The following is a 16,600-nucleotide window of genomic DNA, read 5'->3' on the forward strand; positions in this document are numbered from 1 at the left end:
TCATCGGACCACCCCCCGTCGGCCGCAAGCCGCCAGGCCCCAACGCCGTCACCCCGCGCGCCCTTGCTCCGAACCGACCAGCCTCCCGCCCGATCCCGGTCCCAGTCCCGGTCCCGATCCCAGTCCCGATTCCGGTCCCGATCCCGCACTCCCCCGGACCGCCCCCGCCGGCCTCCCGCCCAGACACGCACTCCCCCGGACCGCTCCCGTGCTCCCTTCCACCGCTCCCGCCGGTCCTCCGTCCGACCCCGCGCCGTCCTCCGCCGAGCACCTCCGCCGACCCCCTCATGCCGTCCCACCGCCCGTCTCCACCAGCGCCCGCTCCCAGAACTCCCGGCAGAAGCGCGCCAGCGGTCCGCGCGCGGACGCGCCCGGAGGACGCCTGTGGTCGGTGGCGCGCAGGAGACCCGGTTCGACCGGGACCTCGCCGGCCAGGGGCAGTCCGAGCAGCCCGGCCACCTCGCGGTCGTCGAGTCCGGAGTCGTACGGTCCGCGCACCGCGACGCGGAGGTCGGGCAGGACCATCCCGACCGTGGCGGCCACCCGGCCGGCCGCGGCGACGGCCCGCAGTTCGGCCGGCACGACCAGGAGCCCCACGTCGAGCTGGGCGAGGACCTCGGCGACCGTGTCGTCGACGCGACGCGGCAGGTCGACGACGACGGTGCCGCCCCTGCGCCGGGCGGCGGCCAGCACCGCCCGTACGGCCTGGGGAGGCACCGTCACGCAGTCCCCCCGGTCCCAGCTCAGCACCCGCAGCGAGTGCAGCTCGGGCAGCGACTCCTCCAGGGCGCCGCCGCCGACCCGGCCGCGTGAGGACGCGAACGCGGGCCACCTCAGCCCCTCGGCCGTCTCGCCGCCGAGGAGGACGTCCAGGCCGCCGCCCAGCGGATCGGCGTCCACCAGGAGGCTGCGCAGCCCCTCCCTGGCCGAGGTGACGGCGAGCGCGCAGGCCAGCGTGGACGCCCCGGCACCGCCCCGGCCGCCGATGACGCCGATGGTGAGAGCGGGCCTTCCGACGCCCTCGGCGACGTCGGCGATGCGGTCGACCAGCCACTGCTCCCCGTCGGGCAGCATCAGGACGTGGTCGGCGCCGATCTCGACGGCCCGCTGCCACACCCCCGAGTCGTCCTGGTCACGGCCCACGAGGACTACTCCCCGCCTCCGCACCGCTCCGCGTACGCGCCGTGCGGCGTCGTCGCCGACGAGGACCAGTGGCGCGGCCTCCCAGCTGCCCGATGGTCCGGACGCCGAGGCGGTCGCGGGCGTCGTCGGCACCGAGTGGTGCACCTCCGGCGTGGCGCCCGCCGCCGCGCACAGGCGCAGCAGGTCGTCGAGGAGCGCGGTGTCCTCGGTGACGATCAGTGGCCCGCTCTGCCGCCCTCCGGCGGGGTGCGGCGGGTCGTGGGTGATGGTTCCGGTCATGGTGTGCGTCCCCCGTCGTCGCGACTTCCGCGGTCGCGTCCGACATCTCGTGGTCTCTCGCGCGGCCCCTGCGGCCCCGCGGTCCCAGCCGGGTGGAAACCGGTGACCGGCCCCACCCGAACGGCCGAAGTGACGCCCGACTTCAACGCCCCACTTGAACGCCCGACTTGAACAATCCACTCGAACGTCGACATGGAACGTCGACATGGACGTCGACTTGAACGTCGGTCGAACCCGGCCATACGCGTCCGGCAAACGGAACCGGCCGTGGAACTCGGCGCGGCCCGGACGCATGGGAATGACGGTGCAGTGATCCGGGAAATCGTGTGGATCTTGGTCAAAAACTGTGGACAACCCGACTGTTGTGAATATCGCCATCACTCAAACCAGTGAGCCCGGCCACCCCCACTCGACCCCCTGCACGACTTCCGCAGAGCAGTCCGTCGACTACCGAGCGTCACAGTTCATGAGCATGACAATACTGCCGATGATCTCGTCATCACGCGGCGCCAGAAGCAGAATGAGGACGGGAAAACGCGTCCGGACATGCGACGACCCCCGCCGGGGGGGAGAGCGGGGGTCGTCTCCACGGCCGACTCGGGGGGGGAGGAGTCGGACCGGGTTAGCACGGTCGCGAACGATCCGTGACTTCCATGGTGTACCCGAGAGGCTTCTCAGGCAAACCCACGCGCCCCACCTTACGCCGAATGGGCTGCGCCTATGCTCAGGGTCGTGGAAAACCACTCCTTGCCCCACTCCATGCCTCGCACAGCGGCCTTCTTTGACCTGGACAAGACGGTCATTGCGAAGTCGAGCGCACTCACGTTCAGCAAGTCCTTCTACCAAGGCGGGCTGATCAACCGCAGGGCCGTCCTGCGTACCGCATACGCCCAGTTCGTCTTCCTCGCCGGCGGAGCCGACCACGACCAGATGGAGCGGATGCGCGAGTACCTCTCCGCACTGTGCCGCGGCTGGAACGTCCAGTTGGTGAAGGAACTCGTCGCCGAGACCCTGCACGACCTGATCGACCCGATCATCTACGACGAGGCCGCCTCGCTGATCGAGGAGCACCACGCCGCCGGCCGCGACGTCGTGATCGTCTCCACCTCGGGTGCCGAGGTGGTCGAGCCGATCGGTGAGCTGCTCGGCGCGGACCGCGTGGTGGCGACCCGCATGATCGTGGGGCACGACGGTTGTTTCACCGGCGAGGTGGAGTACTACGCGTACGGTCCCACCAAGGCCGAGGCGATCCGGGAGCTGGCCGAGTCCGAGGGTTACGACCTGAAGCGCTGCTACGCGTACAGCGACTCGGCGACGGACCTGCCGATGCTGGAGTCCGTCGGCCACCCCCACGCGGTGAACCCGGACCGGACGCTGCGCCGTGAGGCTCTCGCGCGCGAGTGGCCGATTCTCGACTTCCATCGTCCGGTACGGCTCAAGCAGCGGGTCCGGGGCTTCTCCGTGCCGCCGCGCCCGGCGCTGGTCGCCGCCGCCGCGATCGGGGCAGCGGCGGCCACCGCCGGGCTCGTCTGGTACGCGAGCCGACGGCGGTCCCCGGCGGCGCGACCCGTTCCCGGCGACCCGACCCGGGGCCTGCCCCGCCCCCGGCGGACCGCCCCGTCTCCGGCGGCCTGACCAGACGGCCGCTTCCCCGCGCACGGGCCTTCCCGCCTCTTTCACCCGCGTATGAGCGCAAAAGTAAAGAAGTGCGGGCACCACTTCCGCTTGTTCCCGCTCAGGAGTACAAAGGAGTCAACGGCCCGCGAGACCAAGGACATCCGAAAGGATCACCTTAAGAACGCATTTGGCCCCACGGACCGAGCATGCACACCGGGCACCCACGCGACGTCGACCCGTCGATTACGGGCCAGCCGCACCAGGGCACGGGCGAGGTACCCGACCTGATGGGCACATATCGAGGACGCTTGGTAACCGGGTGGACATGCCAGCGGCGGTACGAATCCTCGTACCGCCGCATTTCGTGTGTTCCGGGGTCAGGCCGCCCCGCGCTGGAGCGCCTCGCACACCGCCGTAGACTCACGCGCCCCCAGTTCGACCGCCCGGCCGCAGTGGGCGATCCAGGCGGCCATGCCGTCCGGGGTACCGGAGACGTAGCCGTCCAGCGCCGCCAGGTAGGCCGCGCGGCCCAGCTCCGCATGACCGACCTCGGCCGGGCAGACCGATTTCGGGTCCAGCCCGCTGTTGATCAGCACGATGCGCTCCGCCGCGCGCGCGACCAGGCCGTTGTTCGTCGTGAAGGGACGCAGCGCCATCAGCTCACCGTGCACGACCGCGGCCGTCACCAGTGCCGGCGCGGAACCGCCCGCCCTGACCAGCCCGGCGAGCCCCTCCAGACGGCCGTGCGCCTCCCCGGCGTCCGGCAGCGGCAGCTCGACGAGCGGCTCGTCCACCGGCTCGCCCGCCTGCCGGGGCCGCCCCACCTGGTCGCCGTGGTCCGCGGACGCCACCAGGTGCAGCCGGGCCAGCACCCGCAGCGGCGACTGACGCCAGATGGACAGCAGCTGCCCCGCCTCCGCGGTGAGCCGAAGGGCCGCACCCACCGCACGCGCCTCCTCGTCGCCGCTGAAGTCGGAGCGCCGGCGGACCTCCTCCAGGGCCCAGTCCGCCCCCGACAGCGCCGCCGAACCCCGGGCACCGCGCAGGGCCGCTTCGGACGTGACGGCATGACTGCGGCGCCGCATGATCCGGTGGCCGTAGACCCGGTCCACGGCCTTGCGCACGGACTCCACGGACTCGGCCACGCCGGGCAGTGCACCCAGGGCCGCGAGCGGATCGGCGGTCGCGCCTGTCGTACTCATGGGTACGACCCTACGCACCCCGGCGCCGCGCCCCACGAATGAGTGGTCTTCTTCACGTGGGGACAGGCTCGCGTGCCACGTACAGCTATCGCTCCACTACCCTTGGTGAACATGAAAATTGCTTTCGTCGGGAAGGGCGGCAGCGGCAAGACGACCCTGTCCTCCCTGTTCGTCCGCCACCTCGCCGCCGCAGGTGCGCCCGTCGTCGCGATCGACGCCGACATCAACCAGCACCTGGGCGCCGCGCTGGGCCTCGACGAGTCGGAGGCGGCCGGACTGCCCGCGATGGGCGACCACCTGCCGCTGATCAAGGACTACCTGCGCGGCACGAACCCGCGCATCGTCTCGTCCGAGAAGATGATCAAGACGACACCCCCCGGAGAGGGCTCGCGCCTGCTGCGGGTGCGCGAGGACAACCCGGTCTACGACACCTGCGCCCGGCCGGTGGAACTCGACGGCGGGACCGTCCGTTTGATGGTCACCGGGTCCTTCACGGACGCCGACCTGGGAGTCGCCTGCTACCACTCCAAGACCGGAGCGGTGGAGCTGTGCCTGAACCACCTGATCGACGGACCCGACGAGTTCGTCGTGGTCGACATGACCGCCGGCTCGGACTCCTTCGCCTCCGGCATGTTCACCCGCTTCGACCTCACGTTCCTGGTCGCCGAGCCGACCCGGAAGGGGGTCTCCGTCTATCGCCAGTACAAGGAGTACGCCCGCGACTTCGGCGTCGCCCTGAAGGTCGTCGGCAACAAGGTCCAGGGGCCCGACGACCTCGACTTCCTGCGCGAGCAGGTCGGAGAGGACCTCCTGACGACCGTCGGGCACTCGGACTGGGTGCGGGCGATGGAGAAGGGCCGGCCGCCCCGGTTCGCGCTCCTGGAGGACACCAACCGGCGGGCGCTGCGCACTCTGCACTCGGCGGTGGAGGCGACGTACGGGCTGCGGGACCGGGAGCGCTACACGCAGCAGATGATCCACTTCCACCTGAAAAACGCCCGGAGCTGGGGCAACGAGCGGACCGGGGCCGACCTGGCGGCGCAGGTCGATCCCGGGTTCGTCCTCGGCGAGGGAGTCGTCGCTCCGGCGTGACGCCTCCCTCGCCGGGTCCGCCGGTCGGCTACCGCCGGTCGGCCGGCGCCCCGGGGACGCCCTTCGGCGCCGGCGCGGGACCGGCCGAGAGGAAGGAGGCCCAGCCCTTCTCGGGAGCCTCACCGACGCCCAGTGTGCGCAGCTTCTTCAGCACCTTCGGGTCCTGGGCGTCCAGCCAGTCCACGAGCTGCCGGAAGGAGACGCAGCGGACCTCGTCCTTCGTGCACACCCCTTCGATGACCTCCTCGATGGCACGCATGTAGGTGCCGCCGTTCCACGACTCGAAGTGGTTTCCGATGATCAGGGGCGCGCGGTTGCCGTCGTAGGCCCGCTGGAAGCCCTGGAGCAGGCCGTCGCGCATCTGGTCGCCCCAGAACTCGTGCTTGGCCGGATCGCCCTGGGTGGTGGTGCCCGACTGGTTGACCATGAAGTTGTAGTCCATGGTGAGCTGCTCGAAGGTGTGCCCGGGGAACGGCACGAGCTGCATCGACACGTCCCACAGGCCCTGCTTCTTCTTCGGCCAGACCTGGTTGTTGACGCCGCTGCTGTCGTAGCGGAACCCCATCTCGCCCGCGGCCTTCACGAAGTTCTCCTGACCCTCCAGGCACGGGGTCCGGGCGCCGATCAGCTCCTTGTCGTAGTCGAAGGGGAGGGGCGCGGCGTTCTTCATGCCCGTGGTGGTCTTCCAGGACTTGACGAACTGCTTGGCCTGGCCGATCTCGTCCTTCCACTCCTCGACGGACCACTCGCCGACCCCACCGCCGGCACCGCAGAAGTGCCCGTTGAAGTGGGTGCCGATCTCGTTGCCCTCCTGCCAGGCGAGCCGTAGCTGCTTGACGGTGTCGGCGATGCCCTGCTCGTCGTTGAAGCCGATGTCGGAGCGGCCCGGAGAGTGCTGCGGCGGCCGGTAGAGGTCCCGCTCCTCCTGGGGCAGCAGGTACACGCCGCTCAGGAAGTAGGTCATCGTCGCGTTGTTCTCCTTGGCCACTTCGCGGAAGTGGGAGAACAGCCGCTGGCTGTCCTCGCCCGCGCCGTCCCAGGAGAACACCACGAACTGCGGGGGCTTCTGACCGGGCTTGAGGCGTTCGGGCCGCGGCAGGTGAGGCTGGGCTCCGGTGTACGCGGTGGAGCCGTCGCCGATCAGCCGGACCACGTTCTTCGGCGCGGGCGCCGGCTCTCCCTTCTCCTTGTGCGGACCTTTCGTCCCTTCATCGGAACCGGTGCCGCTGCCGATCGCGCAACCGGCGAGCGACGCGGCGCAGACCGCGGCCGCGATCGCGGTGCGCGCGGCGATCCTGTGGGTGGCGGCCATGTTCCGCCCACCTTCTTCCTTCTCTCGGGCCCACGCCGACGAGGGCGATGTCGGGTGCTGAGCCGGGACGTGCCGTCAGCGCCGTCAAGGTGGCACGAGACCGAGAAGGAATTAATACGACAAGCCGATGAAATACGCGATTCACCCGGTAGAGCGACCTAATACTCCATTTGCGCGAAAAGTCTATGCCTCATCTTTACTCTGAATTACGATCTGTTTACTGAGCGCTATCACAGGTGCTCATCGATGCCCGCCGAGTACTCACCGAGCGCCCGGCATCCCGCCGCTGTACGCCGTGACAAACGGCCGCGACCCGCCCCCGTCCGCGGGGGACCGTCCATGACCGCGACCGCGCAGCCCCGGAGGAGACGGGAAACATGTCAGCCTGCGTCCCCGCCCGAGCCGATTCGCCCCGGACCGAACACGTCCACCCACCGCACAGCCCGCCGCCCGGCGGCCCCCGGCGCCTCCGCGTCGCGGGCGCCGACCTGTCGGCCTCGATCGCGGTCTTCCTGATCGCCCTCCCCCTCTCCCTGGGCATCGCCCTCGCCACCGGCGCCCCCCTCCAGGCCGGCCTCGTCGCGGCCGCGGTGGGCGGGATCGTCGCCGGGTGGCTCGGCGGATGCCCCTTGCAGGTCAGCGGCCCCGCCGCCGGCCTCACCGTGGTCACCGCCGACCTCATCCAGCGCTACGGATGGCGTACGACCTGCGCCATCACGGTGCTCGCCGGGCTCGCCCAGCTCGGCCTCGGCTGCCTGCGCGTGGCACGCTCCGCGCTGGCCGTCAGCCCCGCCATCGTGCACGGCATGCTCGCCGGTATCGGCGTCACCATCGCCGTCGCCCAGTTGCACATCGTCCTCGGCGGCACCCCACAGAGCTCCGTCCCCGACAACCTGGTCGCCCTGCCCGCCCAGTTGGCGAACCTGCGCCCCGCCGACGTCGCGGTGAGCGCACTGACGCTGAGCCTGCTGCTGCTCTGGCCGCGGGTGCCCGGACGCGCCGGCCGGCTCCTGGGCAGACTCCCCGCCGCCCTGATCGCCGTCGCGGGTGCCACCGCGGTCGCGGCCTTCGCGGGGCTGCGCCTGCCCAAGGTCGACCTGCCCTCCTGGAGCAGCCACGCCCTGGCCACGCTGCCCGAAGGGCCGGTGCTGGGCCTGCTCGCCGCGGTCCTCACCACCACGCTGGTGTGCAGCGTGCAGTCCCTGCTCGGCGCGGTCGCCGTGGACAAGCTGGTCGCCGCCCGACCGGGCCTGACCGGCCGCGTCAAGCGCTCCGACCTCGACCGGGAGCTGCTCGGCCAGGGCGCCGCCAACATCGTCTCCGGGTCACTCGGCGGACTGCCCATCGCCGGTGTGGCCGTGCGGAGTTCCGCGAACGTGGCGGCGGGCGCCGTCAGCCGGAACTCCACGATGCTGCACGGCGTTCTCGTAGTGATCGCCACACTGCTGCTGGTCCCGGCCCTGGAGCTCATCCCGCTCGCCGCGCTCGCCTCCCTGGTCATGGCCGTCGGCCTGAAGATGGTGTCGCTGAACCACATCCGCACGGTGACCCGCCACCGTGAGGTGCTGGTCTACGCCGTCACCACCGGCGGCGTGGTGTTCCTCGGCGTCCTGGAGGGTGTCGCGCTGGGCATCGCCGTGGCCGTCGGTGTCGCCCTGCACCGCCTGACCCGCACACGGATCACGCACAACCAGACGGAGGGAGTCCACCACGTACACGTCCGGGGCCAGTTGACGTTCCTCGCGGTGCCTCGGCTCAGCCGCGTTCTGCACCAGGTGCCCCACGGTGCGAGTGCCGTGGTGGAGCTGGACGGTTCCTTCATGGACCACGCGGCGTTCGAGACCTTGCAGGACTGGCAGAAGACGCACACCGCCCAGGGGGGAACGGTCGACATCACCGGCCGCCGGCCCGGCACCCGCATCTCCGAACCGGCCGATGCCGAGGGCTGCCGCTGCCGCCCCTGGACGCCCTGGCGCAACCACCAGTGCGAGCGCCCCCAGCGGGTGACGTCACCCGACGGCTCCGGCCGGCAGGGCACCGCCACCGGCACCACCGGCACCACCAACACGGTGAACGGACCGGATGAACGGGACGGACTGGGGGGGCTGGAGGAACTGGACGGACCGGATGGGGTGAGTGGACCGCACGGCCCGGACGGCCCCGGTGGACCGAGCGGTTCCGTCGCTCCGGGTGGACCGGACGGTCGGCGCGAGGCACCCGCCAGGCCCGAGGGGTCCGGCAGACCCAGTGGTCCGAGCGGCCCCAGCGGACGCGAACTGGCCCGTGGCATCAGCGCCTTCCAGCGGAACACCGCCCCCTTGGTGCGCCCGGAGCTGGCCCGACTGGCCCGTGAGGGGCAGCAGCCCTCCCAGCTCTTCCTGACCTGCGCCGACTCACGGGTGGTCACCTCGATGATCACTTCCAGTGGCCCCGGTGACCTCTTCGTCGTGCGCAATGTGGGCAACCTCGTGCCGATGCCCGGTGAGGAGAGCGGCGACGACTCGGTGGCCGCCGCGATCGAGTACGCGGTGGACGTGCTGAAGGTGCGGTCCATCACGGTGTGCGGGCACTCCGGGTGCGGCGCCATGCAGGCGCTGCTCAGCGCCGAGCCGGGAGGCGCGCAGACCCCGCTCAAGCGGTGGCTGCGGCACGGGCTGCCGAGCCTGGAGCGCATCCCCGAGAACCCCGTGGACGAGGACGCCCGGCCCAGGCTGGCCGGCCGCCGTCCCGCCGACGCGGCCGAGCAGCTCTGCCTGGCCAACGTGGTCCAGCAGCTGGAGCACCTGCGTGCCCACGACGCGGTCGCCCGGGCGCTGGACACGGGCGACCTGGAACTGCACGGCATGTACTTCCACGTGGGCGAGGCCCAGGCGTATCTGCTCGCCGAGGAGGCCGGAGTCGGCGTCTTCGAGCGGGTGTTGGAGACCGACCTGACCGCCTGACGAGTACCGCCCTGGCCGCTGTGCGGGTACGGGCCGCCGAGGCGCGGGAGTGTGAGCGTCGTTACAGACGCTGAACCCCGCGCCGTCGGCGTCCGTGGGTACGAATGACCACTGGTCACGAAGACGGGTGATCACCAGACAGGTCTAAACCAATTGCCCGTCGACCCTTGTCATCGGCCCCCCGGGTCTGATGAGGTGTGGCCTGGGACACAACGGACAACCCTGCGAACGGGAGATGTCGTGAGCAACGAAAGCCTGGCCAACCTCTTGAAGGAGGAGCGACGCTTCGCGCCGCCCGCTGACCTGGCCGCGAACGCCAACGTCACGGCTGAGGCGTACGAACAGGCCAAGGCTGACAGGCTCGGCTTCTGGGCCGAGCAGGCCCGCCGGCTGACCTGGGCGCAGGAGCCGACCGAGACGCTGGACTGGTCGAACCCGCCGTTCGCCAAGTGGTTCCAGGACGGCAGGCTCAACGTCGCGTACAACTGCGTCGACCGGCACGTGGAGGCCGGTCACGGCGACCGTGTGGCCATCCACTTCGAGGGCGAGCCCGGCGACAGCCGCGCCGTCACCTACGCCGAGCTGAAGGACGAGGTCTCCAAGGCCGCCAACGCCCTGCTGGAACTGGGCGTCCGCAAGGGCGACCGGGTCGCCGTCTACATGCCGATGATCCCGGAGACGGCGATCGCGATGCTGGCCTGCGCCCGGATCGGCGCCGCCCACTCGGTGGTCTTCGGCGGTTTCTCCGCGGACGCGCTCGCGACCCGCATCCAGGACGCCGACGCCCGCGTCGTCATCACCTCCGACGGCGGCTACCGGCGCGGCAAGCCGTCCGCCCTCAAGCCCGCCGTGGACGAGGCGGTCGAGCGCGCCGGCACCGTCGAGCACGTCCTCGTCGTGCGCCGCACCGGCCAGGACGTCGCCTGGGACGACGCCCGCGACAAGTGGTGGCACGAGACGGTCGACCGCCAGTCCACGGAACACACCCCCGAGGCGTTCGACGCCGAGAACCCGCTGTTCATCCTCTACACCTCCGGCACCACGGGGAAGCCCAAGGGCATCCTGCACACCTCCGGCGGCTACCTCACCCAGGCGGCGTACACGCACTGGGCCGTCTTCGACCTCAAGCCGGAGACCGACGTCTACTGGTGCACCGCCGACGTCGGCTGGGTCACCGGGCACTCGTACATCGTCTACGGCCCGCTCGCCAACGGCGCGACGCAGGTCATGTACGAGGGCACCCCGGACACCCCGCACCAGGGCCGCTTCTGGGAGATCGTCCAGAAGTACGGCGTGACGATCCTCTACACGGCGCCCACCGCGATCCGGACGTTCATGAAGTGGGGCGACGACATCCCCGCGAAGTTCGACCTGTCCTCGCTGCGGGTCCTCGGCTCGGTCGGTGAGCCGATCAACCCCGAGGCGTGGATCTGGTACCGCAAGAACATCGGCGCCGACGCCACCCCGGTCGTCGACACCTGGTGGCAGACCGAGACCGGCGCGATGATGATCACGCCGCTGCCGGGCGTCACCGAGGCCAAGCCCGGCTCCGCCCAGCGCGCGCTGCCCGGCATCTCCGCCACCGTCGTCGACGACGAGGCCAACGAGGTGCCGAACGGCGGGGGCGGCTACCTGGTCCTCACCGAGCCGTGGCCGTCGATGCTGCGCACCATCTGGGGCGACGACCAGCGGTTCATCGACACGTACTGGTCGCGTTTCGAGGGCAAGTACTTCGCCGGGGACGGCGCCAAGAAGGACGACGACGGTGACATCTGGCTGCTCGGCCGCGTCGACGACGTGATGCTGGTGTCCGGGCACAACATCTCCACCACCGAGGTCGAGTCGGCCCTCGTCTCCCACCCCTCGGTCGCCGAGGCGGCCGTGGTCGGCGCGGCGGACGAGACGACCGGCCAGGCCATCGTCGCCTTCGTGATCCTGCGCGGCACGGCGGCGGAGACCGAGGACCTCGTCGCGGACCTGCGCAACCACGTCGGCGCCACCCTCGGCCCGATCGCCAAGCCCAAGCGGGTCCTCCCGGTGGCCGAGCTGCCCAAGACCCGCTCCGGCAAGATCATGCGCCGCCTCCTGCGCGACGTCGCGGAGAACCGCCAGCTCGGGGACGTCACCACCCTGACGGACTCCACCGTCATGGACCTCATCCAGACGAAGCTCCCGGCGGCACCGAGCGAGGACTGAACCACCCGTTGCGAGGGCACCCGGCGAGCCCCGTGCCGGGTGCCCTTCGTGGCACCTGCCCCGATATGCGACGTCGCGGAGATCACCCGGCAGGTCCGCCGCAGTTTAGGTAGGCTAAGGAACGCGTAAGAGATCCAACAAGATCCTCATGGTGTGCCGGGAAGTCTGGTCGGCAAGCGTTCCGTGCTGCCCACCGACCGGAGGTTCTCCCCGTGACCGCCCCCCAGACACCCCGCAAGGCCTTCGGGCGACTCAGTCTCCCCGAGCGGAACTACGTCGCGGAGGCGCTGCGCACCGAGACGGTCGGCGGTGTCCTGCTGCTCGTCGCCGCCGTCGCCGCGCTGGCGTGGGCGAACATACCGGCGCTCCAGGACAGCTACGAGAGCGTCAGCCACTTCCACTTCGGCCCCGAGGCCCTCGGTCTGAACCTGTCGGTCGCGCACTGGGCCGCCGACGGACTGCTAGCGATCTTCTTCTTCGTCGCCGGCATCGAGCTGAAGCGTGAGCTGGTCGCCGGTGACCTGAAGGACCCGAAAGCCGCCGCGCTGCCCGTGGTGGCGGCCCTGTGCGGCATGGCCGTCCCCGCGGTGGTGTACACGATCACCAGCACCGCCGGCGGCGGCTCGCTGGCCGGCTGGGCCGTGCCCACCGCCACCGACATCGCCTTCGCGCTGGCCGTGCTCGCCGTCATCGGCACGTCCCTGCCCAGCGCCCTGCGCGCCTTCCTGCTGACGCTCGCCGTCGTCGACGACCTGTTCGCGATCCTGATCATCGCCGTCTTCTTCACCGAGAGCCTCGACTTCGCCGCGCTCGGCGGCGCGGTCGTCGGCCTCGCCGTCTTCTGGCTGCTGCTGCGCAAGGGCGTGCGCGGCTGGTACGTGTACGTCCCGCTCGGCCTGGTGATCTGGGCGCTGATGTACAACAGCGGCGTCCACGCCACCATCGCCGGCGTCGCGATGGGCCTGATGCTGCGCTGCCACACCCGCGAGGGCGAGCGGCACTCCCCCGGCGAGCACATCGAGCACCTCGTGCGCCCCCTGTCGGCGGGCCTGGCGGTGCCGCTGTTCGCGCTGTTCAGCGCGGGTGTCTCGCTGTCGGGCGGGGCGCTGGCCGACGTGTTCACCCGGCCGGAGACCCTCGGCGTGGTGCTCGGGCTCGTGGTCGGCAAGACGCTCGGCATCTTCGGCGGCACCTGGCTGACGGCACGTTTCACCAGGGCCTCGCTCAGCGACGACCTCGCGTGGGCCGACGTGTTCGCGGTGGCGACCCTGGCCGGCATCGGGTTCACCGTCTCCCTGCTCATCGGGGAGCTGGCCTTCGAGGGCGACGCGGCACTGACCGCCGAGGTCAAGGCCGCGGTCCTGACGGGCTCCGTCGTCGCGGCGCTCCTCGCCACGGTGCTGCTGAAGGTACGGAACGCCAAGTACCGGCGCATGACCGAGGCCGAGGAGCGCGACGAGGACGCCAGCGGCGTGCCGGACGTCTACGAGCAGGACGACCCCGCGTACCACCTGCGCGTGGCCGCGATCTACGAGCGGAAGGCGGCCGAGCACCGCCGGATCGCCGAGGAGATGGAGGCGGCGCGGCTTGCCGAAGTACAGGGCGGGGCAGGCGATGAGGGCAGCGGTCCGGCATGATCTGACGAGACGGTACAAAGACGGACCGTACGCGGTCGTGCCGCAGTGGACGGGCAGCGCACGCCGGGCCACGGGACCGTCCGCAGACACCGGCAGAACGTACGCAGACGAGTCAGCAGAAGAGGGAGACCGCGATGAGCGCACCCGACGGCAGCCCGGTCGGCACCGAACGCAGCATCGGCCAGCTGTTCGCCTCGGCGACCACCGACTTGTCGGCGCTCGTGCACGACGAGATCGCGCTGGCCAAGGCGCAGCTGAGGCAGGACGTCAAGCGCGGGGCGACGAGCGGCGGCGCGTTCTCGGCGGCCGGGGCGGTCCTCCTGTTCTCGCTCCCGATGCTGAGCTTCGCGCTGGCCTACGGCATCCGGACCTGGAGCGGCTGGAACATGGCGGTCTGCTTCCTGCTGTCCTTCGCGGCGAACGTCCTGGTCGCGGCCCTCCTCGCGCTGATCGGCATCGTCTTCGCCAAGAAGGCCAAGAAGGGCAGGGGCCCGCAGAAGGTCGCCGCGTCCGTGAAGCAGTCGGCGGGCGTCCTTCAGAACGCCAAGCCGCACCCGCGCCCGGAGCTGCCCGCGGACCGGTCCCCCGAAGCCATCGAGGCTGTGGCACGCTCGTCCTCATGACGGATCCCGCCACTCCACCGGCGCAGAACCCCACCTCGGTCGTACGCCTCGACATCCCCGGGGGTCACGAGGTGATCCACCGGGACGTCGCCGCCAACGGCGCCCGCTTCCACATCGCGGAGCTGGGCGACGGACCGCTGGTGCTGCTGCTGCACGGCTTCCCGCAGTTCTGGTGGACCTGGCGGCACCAGTTGACGGCGCTGGCGGACGCGGGTTTCCGTGCCGTCGCCATGGACCTGCGCGGCGTCGGCGGCAGCGACCGCACCCCGCGCGGCTACGACCCGGCCGGTCTCGCCCTGGACATCACCGGCGTGGTGCGCTCGCTCGGCGAGCCGGACGCCGCGCTGGTCGGGCACGACCTGGGCGGCTACCTGGCCTGGACGGCCGCCGCGATGCGGCCCAAGCTGGTGCGGCGGCTCGCGGTCTCCTCGATGCCGCACCCCCGGCGCTGGCGCTCGGCCATGCTCGGGGACGTCCGGCAGACCCGGGCGGGCTCCTACATCTGGGGTTTCCAGCGCCCCTGGATCCCGGAGCGTCAACTCACCGCCGATGACGGCGCGCTGGTCGGGCGGCTGATCCAGGACTGGTCGGGGCCGCGCCCGTTGGACGAGGACGCGGTCGACGCCTACCGGCGCGCCATGTGCATCCCCTCCACGGCGCACTGCTCCGTCGAGCCGTACCGCTGGATGGTGCGTTCCCTGGCGCGTCCCGACGGCATCCAGTTCTACCGCCGCATGAAGCGGCCGGTGCGGGTGCCTACGCTGCACCTGCACGGATCGTTGGACCCCGTGATGCGGACGCGCAGCGCCGCCGGGTCCGGGCAGTACGTCGAAGCGCCCTACCGCTGGCGGCTGTTCGACGGTCTCGGGCACTTCCCTCACGAAGAGGACCCGGTCGCCTTCTCCACCGAACTGATCAACTGGCTGAAGGATCCCGAACCCGATCGGTGACCGAACGAACGCGCCCGGTACCCGAACCGGAACGCTTGTCGCATGAACGGCCACTTGCCCGGCGCATAGGCCAATTGGGCGCCCCGAGAACGGTTATCGACCTTGGGGCGGGGGCAGACGTCGGTGTATGGGCTGGACGCACGACTACAGTGACGTAGCACGCGACGGCCGCTCCACGAGCGGCGTGAGCAGCACCCACCGACGAGGCGGCACCCCGCAACTGGCGGGTGCGGACCCACGGGTGGGCATTCCGCGCATCCTGCGCCGCCGGGCCCGCTGGGTCTCCGTACGCATTCGCCATCCACGCGGCTGAGCACCGGGCCGCGCCGACTCCCCCAGGGCTGAGCGCCCGGCCGCCGCACGGCGCCGGGCGGTACGGCCGACCGGCTTCTAGAGTGCGCAGCTGTCGCTGTCCACCTGCTGGTTGGCGGTGCGGCCCAGGTCGATGTCCTCGCGGATCTCGTCCACGGTGAGCGCGTACCCGGTCTCGGCGTCGTCCAGGGACTTGGCGAAGACCACGCCGTAGACCTCGCCCTCGGGGGTCAGCAGCGGGCCACCCGAGTTGCCCTGACGGACGGTCGCGAAGAGCGAGTAGACGTCGCGGCGGACGCTGTCGCGGTGGTAGATGTCCGGACCGCTGGCCGTGATGCGCCCGCGCACGCGCGCCGCGCGGACGTCGTACGCCCCGTTCTCCGGGAAGCCGGCGACGATCGCTCCGTCGTCACGGGCGGCATCCTCGTCCGTGAACCGCAGGGCGGGCGCACGCAGTTCCGGCACGTCCAGTACGGCGATGTCGCGCCGCCAGTCGTAGAGGACGACCGTCGCGTCGTACTTCCTGCCCTCGCCGCCTATCTGCACCGTGGGTTCGTCGACGCCGCCCACCACGTGCGCGTTGGTCATGATCCGGCGGTCGGCGAAGACGAAGCCGGTGCCCTCCAGGACCTTGCCGCAGTCGGGGGCGGTGCCCATGACCTTGACGATGGAGCGCTTGGCACGGGTGGCGACCGGGTTGTTCGCCAGGGCCGGGTCGGGCGGCTGGACCTCGGTGATCGGTTCGTTGGCGAACGGGCTGAAGACCTGCGGGAAGCCGTTCCTGGCGAGGACGGAGGTGAAGTCGTCGAACCAGGTGTCGGCCTGCTCGGGCAGCGCCTCCTGCACGCCCAGCAGCACCTGCGACTGCCGCACCTCCTTGCCGATCGTCGGCATCGTCGTCTGCGCGAGCGCGGACCCGATCAGCCAGGCGACCAGCAGCATCGCGACGACGTTGACCAGGGCGCCACCGGTGGCGTCCAGGGCGCGGGCCGGGGACCAGGTGATGTAGCGGCGCAGCTTGTTGCCGAGGTGGGTGGTCAGGGCCTGGCCGACGGAGGCGCAGACGATGACCACGACGACCGCGACGACAGCGGCGGTCGTGCTCACCTCGGCGTTGTCCGTCAGGGCGTCCCAGACGACCGGCAACAGGGAGACGGCGATGAGGCCACCGCCGAGGAACCCGACCACCGACAGGATGCCGACGACGAAGCCCTGGCGGTATCCGACGATCGCGAACCAGACGGCGGCCAGCAGCAACAGGATGTCCAGCACGTTCACCGATTCAGGCCCCGCCT

At 71.0% G+C, this 16,600-nt stretch carries 12 protein-coding genes; 8 read left to right on the plus strand and 4 right to left on the minus strand.

The window, feature by feature from the left end; translation table 11 throughout:
• Positions 1–285: 285 nt before the first annotated feature.
• Positions 286–1,422, minus strand: a complete 1,137-nt coding sequence (gene ssd / locus AC07FV_RS19735) for a septum site-determining protein Ssd (RefSeq protein WP_479088696.1) — start codon at positions 1,420–1,422, stop codon at positions 286–288.
• Between the two features lie 720 nt (positions 1,423–2,142).
• Between ssd and AC07FV_RS19740 the strand changes: the two genes are divergently transcribed.
• Complete coding sequence (locus AC07FV_RS19740) at positions 2,143–3,057, plus strand: HAD family hydrolase (protein WP_479088697.1); 915 nt, start codon at positions 2,143–2,145, stop codon at positions 3,055–3,057.
• Positions 3,058–3,416: 359 nt separating this feature from the next.
• On the opposite strand, the gene AC07FV_RS19745 is transcribed toward AC07FV_RS19740, so the two are convergent.
• Complete coding sequence (locus AC07FV_RS19745; RefSeq protein ID WP_479088698.1) at positions 3,417–4,241, minus strand: Fic family protein; 825 nt, start codon at positions 4,239–4,241, stop codon at positions 3,417–3,419.
• A 111-nt stretch (positions 4,242–4,352) separates the two neighbouring features.
• Here AC07FV_RS19745 and AC07FV_RS19750 point away from each other — a divergent pair, with 111 nt between their 5' ends.
• Positions 4,353–5,333, plus strand: coding sequence for an ATP-binding protein (locus tag AC07FV_RS19750; RefSeq protein WP_479088699.1), 981 nt, complete (start codon positions 4,353–4,355; stop codon positions 5,331–5,333).
• Positions 5,334–5,361: 28 nt separating this feature from the next.
• On the opposite strand, the gene AC07FV_RS19755 is transcribed toward AC07FV_RS19750, so the two are convergent.
• On the minus strand, positions 5,362–6,645 hold the full coding sequence (locus AC07FV_RS19755) for a polysaccharide deacetylase family protein (protein ID WP_479088700.1): 1,284 nt from the start codon (positions 6,643–6,645) through the stop codon (positions 5,362–5,364).
• A gap of 377 nt (positions 6,646–7,022) precedes the next feature.
• On the opposite strand from AC07FV_RS19755, the gene AC07FV_RS19760 reads away from it, so the two are divergent.
• The 6 genes from AC07FV_RS19760 (at position 7,023) to AC07FV_RS19785 (ending at position 15,306) form a co-directional block, all read left to right on the plus strand.
• Positions 7,023–9,587, plus strand: a complete 2,565-nt coding sequence (locus AC07FV_RS19760) for a SulP family inorganic anion transporter (protein ID WP_479088701.1) — start codon at positions 7,023–7,025, stop codon at positions 9,585–9,587.
• A 240-nt stretch (positions 9,588–9,827) separates the two neighbouring features.
• A complete protein-coding gene (gene acs / locus AC07FV_RS19765) occupies positions 9,828–11,783 on the plus strand; it encodes an acetate--CoA ligase (RefSeq protein ID WP_479088702.1) in 1,956 nt (651 codons plus the stop codon).
• Positions 11,784–11,995: 212 nt separating this feature from the next.
• Entirely contained in the window at positions 11,996–13,420 is a 1,425-nt protein-coding gene (nhaA, locus tag AC07FV_RS19770) for a Na+/H+ antiporter NhaA (RefSeq protein WP_479088703.1), read from the plus strand.
• A 134-nt stretch (positions 13,421–13,554) separates the two neighbouring features.
• The gene (locus AC07FV_RS19775) at positions 13,555–14,043 is read left to right on the plus strand and encodes a phage holin family protein (protein WP_479088704.1); all 489 of its coding nucleotides are present in this window, start codon (positions 13,555–13,557) and stop codon (positions 14,041–14,043) included.
• Complete coding sequence (locus tag AC07FV_RS19780; RefSeq protein ID WP_479088705.1) at positions 14,040–14,993, plus strand: alpha/beta fold hydrolase; 954 nt, start codon at positions 14,040–14,042, stop codon at positions 14,991–14,993. The genes AC07FV_RS19775 and AC07FV_RS19780 overlap by 4 nt, the downstream gene beginning before the upstream one ends.
• 127 nt (positions 14,994–15,120) lie before the next feature.
• Positions 15,121–15,306: a hypothetical protein gene (locus tag AC07FV_RS19785; RefSeq protein ID WP_383650215.1), complete on the plus strand. Its 186-nt coding sequence runs from the start codon at positions 15,121–15,123 to the stop codon at positions 15,304–15,306.
• A 77-nt stretch (positions 15,307–15,383) separates the two neighbouring features.
• On the opposite strand, the gene AC07FV_RS19790 is transcribed toward AC07FV_RS19785, so the two are convergent.
• Positions 15,384–16,583: a MarP family serine protease gene (locus AC07FV_RS19790; RefSeq protein ID WP_479088706.1), complete on the minus strand. Its 1,200-nt coding sequence runs from the start codon at positions 16,581–16,583 to the stop codon at positions 15,384–15,386.
• Between the last annotated feature and the right edge of the window lie 17 nt (positions 16,584–16,600).

Source organism: Streptomyces sp. NPDC045956, assembly GCF_056430705.1.